We start from the raw sequence: 6,447 nt of genomic DNA on the forward strand, positions 1-6,447 counted from the left end.
CGGCTGCCTCACACTGCCGGCAGCCGCACCGTGAAGCGGGCCCCGCCCTCCGGGGCGCGGCCCGCTTCCACCGTGCCACCGAGCCGGCCGACCAGGCCGGCCACGATGGCCAGCCCCAGCCCGGTGCCGACCTGCCGCACCCCCCGGTAGCGCTGATAGAGCGCCGAGCGCTGGAACGCCACCGCGAGGTCGTCCTCGGTCAGGCCCGGGCCGCCGTCGCGCACCTCGGCCACCGCCAGCCCCCGGCCGTCCGGCCCCGGCTCGGTGCGGGCGGCCAGCACGATCGGGGCGCCGGCCGGGGTCACCCGCAGCGCGTTCTCCAGCAGCCCGTCGAGCACCTGCCGCAGCCGCCCCGGGTCGGTCCGGACGGTGCCCGGACCGGCTGACAGCTCCAGCTCGAACCGGACGCCGACCGTGGCGCAGCGTCCGGACCACACCCGGCCGGCGTCCCGGCACAGCTGCCCCAGGTCGATGTCGAACAGCTCGACCCGGAACTCCTGGGCGTCCAGCCGGGCCAGGTCCAGCAGGTCGGCCACCAGCCGGTCCAGCCGGCGGGACTCGGTCAGCACCACGGCACCCACCTCAGCCGCCTGCTCCGGGGGCACCACCCCCTCGGCCAGCGACTCGGCATACCCGGTGATCGCGGTGAGCGGGGTGCGCAGCTCGTGCGACACCGACAGCAGGAACTCCCGCTGGCGGGCCTCGGAGTGCGAGAGCGCGGCCGCCAGGGTGTTGACCGCCGTGGCCACCTCGGCCACCTCGGCGGGGCCCTCGGCCAGTACCGCGACGTCCCGGCGGCCGTCGGCCAGCGCGTGGGCGGCGTCGGCGGTGCGGCGCAGCGGGCCGGAGATCCGGATCGCGACCAGCAGCCCCAGCAGCGCGGCGATGCCCACCGCGACCAGCAGCGCCCAGACGATCCGCCGGACGGTCCGGTCGGCGGCCGCGGTGGCCTCCGACCGGCGCTGGGCCAGCACGATGCCACCGGTCCGGGTGCCGCGGGCCTCGATCAGCACCCGGTGCCCCTCGATCCGCCGCTGTGCCGACAGCGAGCCGGTGGCCAGCACCGTCCGGACGTCGGCCGGGCTCAGCGTGGCGCGCAGCAGCGGGCTCGCGGTGCTGACCCGGCCGCTGCTGTCGATCGCGGCGGACTGGATGCCGAGGCTGCGCAGCATCGCGCGGGCCCGCTGCTGGGCCGCCTCGGCGTTCGGTCCCTGGTCGGCTGCCGCCCGGGCCAGGTCGGCGAGGTTGCCCAAGGTGGTGCGGGCGGCCGCGGCGTTGGACCGGTGCACCAGGTTCACCGCCAGCACGCCGGCCAGCAGCGCGGTGATCACCGCCACCCCGACGGCCAGCGCCGAGATCCGCTGGGCGAGGGTGCCGGCCGGCAGCCTCATCGGGTTCGGGTCTGGGCCTGGCGCGCCGCAGCACCGTCGGCCCGGCCCGCCTCGACGGCGTAGCCGACGCCGCGGACCGTGCGGATCGGGCTGGCCTCGCGCAGCTTGGCCCGGACCTGCGCGATGTGCACGTCGACGGTGCGGGCGCCGGCGACGGCGGAGTAGCCCCAGACCTCGCTGAGCAGCTGCTCGCGGCCGAACACCCGGCCGGGCCGGCGCATCAGGTAGGCGAGCAGGTCGAACTCGGTCGCGGTCAGGCTGACCTCCCGGTCACCGGCGTGCACCCGCCGCTCAGCCGGGTCCAGCCGGACCGCACCGACCTGCAGGCTCGCCGGGGTGACCGCCGGGCCCTGGCTACGGCGCAGCACCGAGGTCACCCGGGCGACCAGCTCGCGCGGCGAGAACGGCTTGGTGACGTAGTCGTCGGCGCCGAGCTCCAGCCCGACGATCCGGTCCACCTCGTCGTCGCGGGCGGTCACGAACAGGACGGGCGTCCAGTCCTGCCCGGCCCGCAGCCGCCGGCACACCTCGATGCCGTCGATGCCAGGCAGCCCGACGTCCAGGATCACCGCCGCCGGGCGGTGCTGCCGGACCGCCGCCAGGCCGGCCTCGCCGTCGCGTTCGATCCGGACGCCGTACCCGGCGCCGGCCAGGTTCAGCCGGACCAGCTCGGCGATCACCGGCTCGTCCTCGACGACCAGGATCAGGCCACGGTGCGGCGCGCGGCTGGACGCATCGGTCGGCACAGCCGAACTGTACGAGGCTTCCGGCCTCATCGAGGTCACCGGAAGATCAGGATCAGGTACGAGCCGTACCTGGCTTCGCAACCCGGGGTCAGGACCCTTCGGCGGGCACCGGGTCCAGCACCACCACCGGGATCGGCCGGTCGGTCTTGGCCTGGTACTCCTGGTACGCGGGCCAGATCTGGCACATCAGCTCCCACAGCGCCGGCTTCTCCGACTCCTCGACCGTCCGGGCGGTCGCCACGAAGTCGTCCGGGCCGACCTGCACGGCCACCTCGGGGTTCTCGGTCAGGTTCAGGTACCAGGCCGGATGGGTGTCGTCACCGCCCTTGGAGGCGACCACGACGTAGGAGGAGCCGGACTGGCCGTAGATCAGCGCGGTGCGGCGCAGCTTGCCGCTCTTGCGGCCCTTGGTGGTCAGCAGCAGGGTCGGCGCGCCGTGCCAGTCGTGTCCCTCCTGGCCGCCGGTCTCGACGTAACGCTGGATGTGATCGGAGACCCAGCCCTCGGGGCTGTCGTAGACGTGCGCATCGTTGGTCATGAATCCACCGTACAAACTCAGCCCAGGGCGGTGAAGAACTGCCTGGCCAGCGGCACCGCCCCGGTGGTGGAGTTCTCGCCGCCGTAGACGAACACCGCGACGGCCAGGTCGCCACGCACGCCGGCGAACCAGGAGTGGCTCTTGGGCGGGACGTCGGTGCCGAACTCCGCGGTGCCGGTCTTACCGCGGATCTCGCCGGGCAGGTCGTGCAGCGCCGCGTACCCGGTGGCGCCGGGCATCGCGACGGTGGCCCGCATCAGCTCGTTCAGGGTGCTGGTCACCCGGCCGTCCAGCGCCGGCCCGGGGTCGGCCTGCTTGCCGGTGACCAGCGACGGCGCGACCGGGCGCCCGGTGGCGGCGGCGCCGGCCATCGAGGCCATCAGCAGCGGGCTGACCAGCACCTTGCCCTGGCCGATCGACTCGGCCGCCTGCTCGGTGCCGGACGCGGTGGCCGGCAGCGAGCCGGAGAACGCCGGCACCGGCAGCGTCCAGTCGGCACCCAGCCCCAGGCTGGCGGCGGCCTTCGCCAGGGCGCCGGCCGGCAGCCGGGTGCCGAAGGCGATGGCGGTGGTGTTGCAGGAGTAGCCGAACGCGGCGCTCAGCGGGATCTTCCCGTGGGCGAACCGGTTCTCGTTCTCGAAGGTCCGGCCGTCCACGGTGACGGTGGCGGGGCAGTCCACTTGCGTGTTCGCGGCCAGCGTCGGGTCGTTCTGCAGCGCCGCTGCGTAGGTGGCGATCTTGAAGGTGGAGCCGGCCGGGTACTGGCCGGTCAGCGCGATGTCGCCCGGCGCGCTGGCGCTGTTGGCCACCGCCAGCACCTTGCCGGTGGACGGTTGCACCGCCACCACCGCCGCCGGCAGGGCCTGGTTCGCCAGGGTGGCGTCGGCGGCGGCCTGGACGGCGCGGTCGAGCGTGAGCCGGACCGGCTTGCCGGCGACCGGCGAGGTCACCGTGCCGAGCTTGGCGCCCGGCGCGTCGTCGGCATCGGTGGCGGCGTACACCTCGACGCCGGGCGTACCACGCAACTGTTCGTCCAGCGCCTGCTGCAGGCCGGACAGCCCGACCGTGTCGCCGGCCCTGACCTTGCCGGCGGAGGCTTCGACGATCTCGGCGGTGGCCGGCCCGATACTGCCCAGCAGCGGCCTGGCGAAGTCCGCCGAAGGCGGCAGCAGCCGGGTCTCGGACTGGAACTGGGTGCCGGGCAGGGCGTAGATCTGCGGCTTGACCTGCTCGTAGGCCGGCCGGCGCAGCGTGATGACCGGAACGAACTGGTCCTTGCCGGCGGCCTTGACGGCACTGGTGATCTCAGCTGCGGTGGTCTGCAGCGCCGGCACCGCGGCCAGCCGGGCGGCGAGATCCGGCAGGTCCCGGACGGTCGCCGGGTTGATGCCCACGGTGACCACCGGGGTGGGCGTTAACAGCGGCTTGCCGGCGTTGTCGGTCAGGGCGGCCCGGGCCGGCTGGGTGCGCTCGAGCACCAGGTGCGACTCGTCGGTCAGCTGCGGGTGGATGTCGCCGGCCTTCCAGCTGACCCGCCAGCCGTCGGCCTGCTTCACCACCGGCAGCGAGCCGGTGTAGCGCCACGGCGTGCTAAGCCCCGGCAGCTGCCAGCTGGCGTCGTAGCTGGCAGTGGCCGAGTCCGGCTGCCGGTCGGTGAGCCCGGTGACCCGCAGGCTGCCCCGGGGAGGACTGTCGCCGTCCCCGAGCCCGGTCAGGCTCCGGGTGATCGCGGCCGTCGCGGCGGTCGGGTCGGTGGTGCGCTGCCCGGCGGTGGCGCTGTCGGCATCGCCGAGGGCGTCCAGGTAGGCCTGGGCCGCCAGTTGCTCGGCGGGCACCTTCTTGGCGTGCCCGCACCCGGTAACGGCCAGCACGACCAGTACCAGGGCCAGCCCCAGGGCCGGCAGCGGCCGGTTCTTCGCAGCGGTGCGAGCCATGGCCCGATTCAACCAAAGGCGCCTGTGAGCGGGTGGCGGCGCGGCGCCGCCCGGCCCGGCCGGCCACCGGACGGCTGCGGATACGGTGGCCGGGTGACTGGGATCGCGGCGGCCGGCGTGGTAGCGCTGGCCGGTGTCGCCGCCGGCACCATGAACACCGTGGTCGGGTCGGGCACCCTGATCACCTTCCCGGTGCTGCTGTCGCTGGGGGTGCCACCGGTGACCGCCAACGTCAGCAACACCGTGGGCCTGGTGCCCGGGACGTTCAGCGGGGCCTACGGCTACCGGCGGGAGCTGGCCGGCCAGCGCGGTCGGCTGCTGCGGCTGGCGTCGGCGTCCCTGCTCGGCGGCATCGCCGGCGCGTTGCTGCTGCTGGTGCTGCCGGCCAGGGTGTTCCGGGCGGTGGTGCCGGTGCTGATCGTGCTGGCGCTGGCGCTGGTGATCGCCCAGCCCCGGCTGTCACGGCGCTTCGTCGGCACCGACCCGGCGGCGCAGCACGCCTCGCAGGGCCGGCATCCGGTGCTGCTGTGGGTGCTGGTGCTGCTGACCGGGGTGTACGGCGGCTACTTCGGGGCCGCCCAGGGCGTGCTGCTGGTCGCGATCATGGGCGCGCTGCTGGACCACAACCTGCAGCGGGTCAACGGCCTGAAGAACGTGCTGTCCGGCGTGGTGAACGCGGTCGCCGGGCTGCTGTTCGTCCTGCTGGCGCACCCGAACTGGGTGTACGTGGCGCTGATCGCGGTCGGCTCCACGGTCGGCGGCCAGCTGGGCGCGGTGGTCGGGCGGCGGCTGTCGCCGACGGCGTTGCGCGCGGTCATCGTGGTGGTCGGGCTGGCCGCGCTGACCAAGTTCCTGTTCTTCAGCTGAGCGGCCGCCCGCTCAGCCGGCTCAGTCGGCTCAGTCGGCCGGCACCGGCTCCGGCTGGCCGGTCACCGCCGGCCGGCGCATCGACTGCTGCAGGATCTGGGCGACGTCGAGCACCTGGACGTGGTCGGCGGCGGTGCCGTCGGCCTTCTTGCCGGTCACCGCGTCGGACAGCATCACCATGCAGAACGGGCAGGCGGTGCCGATCACGTCCGGATCCAGGCCCAGCGCCTCGTCGGTGCGCTCGACGTTGATCCGCTTGCCGATCTTCTCCTCCATCCAGAACCGGGCACCGCCGGCGCCGCAGCAGAAGCCGCGGTCCTTGCAGCGGTGCATCTCGGCCGAGCGCAGCTGCGGGATCGCGCCGAGCACCTCCCGCGGCGGGGTATAGACCTTGTTGTGCCGCCCGAGGTAGCACGGGTCGTGGTAGGTGACCTTCTTGTCGACCGGCTCGACCGGGGTGAGCCGGCCGTCGGCGACCAGCGTGCCGAGCAGCTGGGTGTGGTGCACCACCTCGTACTCGCCGCCGATCTGCGGGTACTCGTTCGAGATGGTGTTGAAGCAGTGCGGGCAGGTGGCGACGATCTTGAGCGGGCGTCCCTCGGGCTTGATCGAGTTGAGCTTCTCGACGTTCTCCGCTCCCAGCATCTGGAACACGAACTCGTTGCCGAGCCGGCGGGCCGGGTCGCCGCTGCAGGTCTCCTCCGAGCCGAGGATCGCGAACTCCACGCCGGCGACGTGCAGCAGCTCGGCGAAGGCCCGGGTGACCTTCTTGGACCGGTCCTCCAGGGCACCGGCGCAGCCGACCCAGAACAGGTACTCGACCTCGGCGGGCAGCGGCTGGCCGGGGGATACCCGGCGAACCTCGAAGCCCAGCCCCTCGGTCCACTCCTCCCGGTTGCGGACCGGCAGGCCCCACGGGTTGCCCTTGTTCTCCAGGTTGCGCAGCATGCTGCCGGCCTCGGACGGGAACG

6 protein-coding genes are annotated in these 6,447 nt (G+C 74.0%); 1 reads left to right on the top strand and 5 read right to left on the bottom strand.

Annotated elements, in window-relative coordinates; genetic code table 11:
- Positions 1-8: 8 nt before the first annotated feature.
- The 4 genes from VLJ82_RS18910 to VLJ82_RS18925 are packed head-to-tail and all read right to left on the bottom strand — an operon-like array spanning position 9 to position 4,609.
- Positions 9-1,391: a HAMP domain-containing sensor histidine kinase gene (locus tag VLJ82_RS18910; RefSeq protein WP_408664915.1), complete on the bottom strand. Its 1,383-nt coding sequence runs from the start codon at positions 1,389-1,391 to the stop codon at positions 9-11.
- Positions 1,388-2,167, bottom strand: a complete 780-nt coding sequence (locus VLJ82_RS18915) for a response regulator transcription factor (RefSeq protein ID WP_408664916.1) — start codon at positions 2,165-2,167, stop codon at positions 1,388-1,390. The genes VLJ82_RS18910 and VLJ82_RS18915 overlap by 4 nt, the downstream gene beginning before the upstream one ends.
- A 58-nt stretch (positions 2,168-2,225) precedes the next feature.
- Positions 2,226-2,675, bottom strand: a complete 450-nt coding sequence (locus tag VLJ82_RS18920; protein ID WP_408664917.1) for a nitroreductase family deazaflavin-dependent oxidoreductase — start codon at positions 2,673-2,675, stop codon at positions 2,226-2,228.
- A gap of 17 nt (positions 2,676-2,692) precedes the next feature.
- Positions 2,693-4,609 (bottom strand): penicillin-binding transpeptidase domain-containing protein, encoded by a 1,917-nt coding sequence (locus tag VLJ82_RS18925; RefSeq protein ID WP_408664918.1) that lies wholly within the window; start codon positions 4,607-4,609, stop codon positions 2,693-2,695.
- Positions 4,610-4,759: 150 nt separating this feature from the next.
- Between VLJ82_RS18925 and VLJ82_RS18930 the strand changes: the two genes are divergently transcribed.
- Positions 4,760-5,476, top strand: coding sequence for a sulfite exporter TauE/SafE family protein (locus VLJ82_RS18930; protein ID WP_408664920.1), 717 nt, complete (start codon positions 4,760-4,762; stop codon positions 5,474-5,476).
- Between the two features lie 30 nt (positions 5,477-5,506).
- Here VLJ82_RS18930 and VLJ82_RS18935 read toward each other — a convergent pair.
- Positions 5,507-6,447: (Fe-S)-binding protein (locus VLJ82_RS18935; RefSeq protein WP_408664919.1), on the bottom strand; the 941-nt coding region annotated here is incomplete at its 5' end.

The organism is Jatrophihabitans sp. (assembly GCF_035474675.1).
GTDB lineage: Bacteria > Actinomycetota > Actinomycetes > Mycobacteriales > Jatrophihabitantaceae > Jatrophihabitans_A.

Coding starts and splice junctions, on each gene's coding strand:
- VLJ82_RS18910 (WP_408664915.1), bottom strand. CDS start 1,391: ATGAGGCTGCCGGCCGGCACCCTCGCCCAGCGGATCTCGGCGCTGGCC.
- VLJ82_RS18915 (WP_408664916.1), bottom strand. CDS start 2,167: ATGAGGCCGGAAGCCTCGTACAGTTCGGCTGTGCCGACCGATGCGTCC.
- VLJ82_RS18920 (WP_408664917.1), bottom strand. CDS start 2,675: ATGACCAACGATGCGCACGTCTACGACAGCCCCGAGGGCTGGGTCTCC.
- VLJ82_RS18925 (WP_408664918.1), bottom strand. CDS start 4,609: ATGGCTCGCACCGCTGCGAAGAACCGGCCGCTGCCGGCCCTGGGGCTG.
- VLJ82_RS18930 (WP_408664920.1), top strand. CDS start 4,760: ATGAACACCGTGGTCGGGTCGGGCACCCTGATCACCTTCCCGGTGCTG.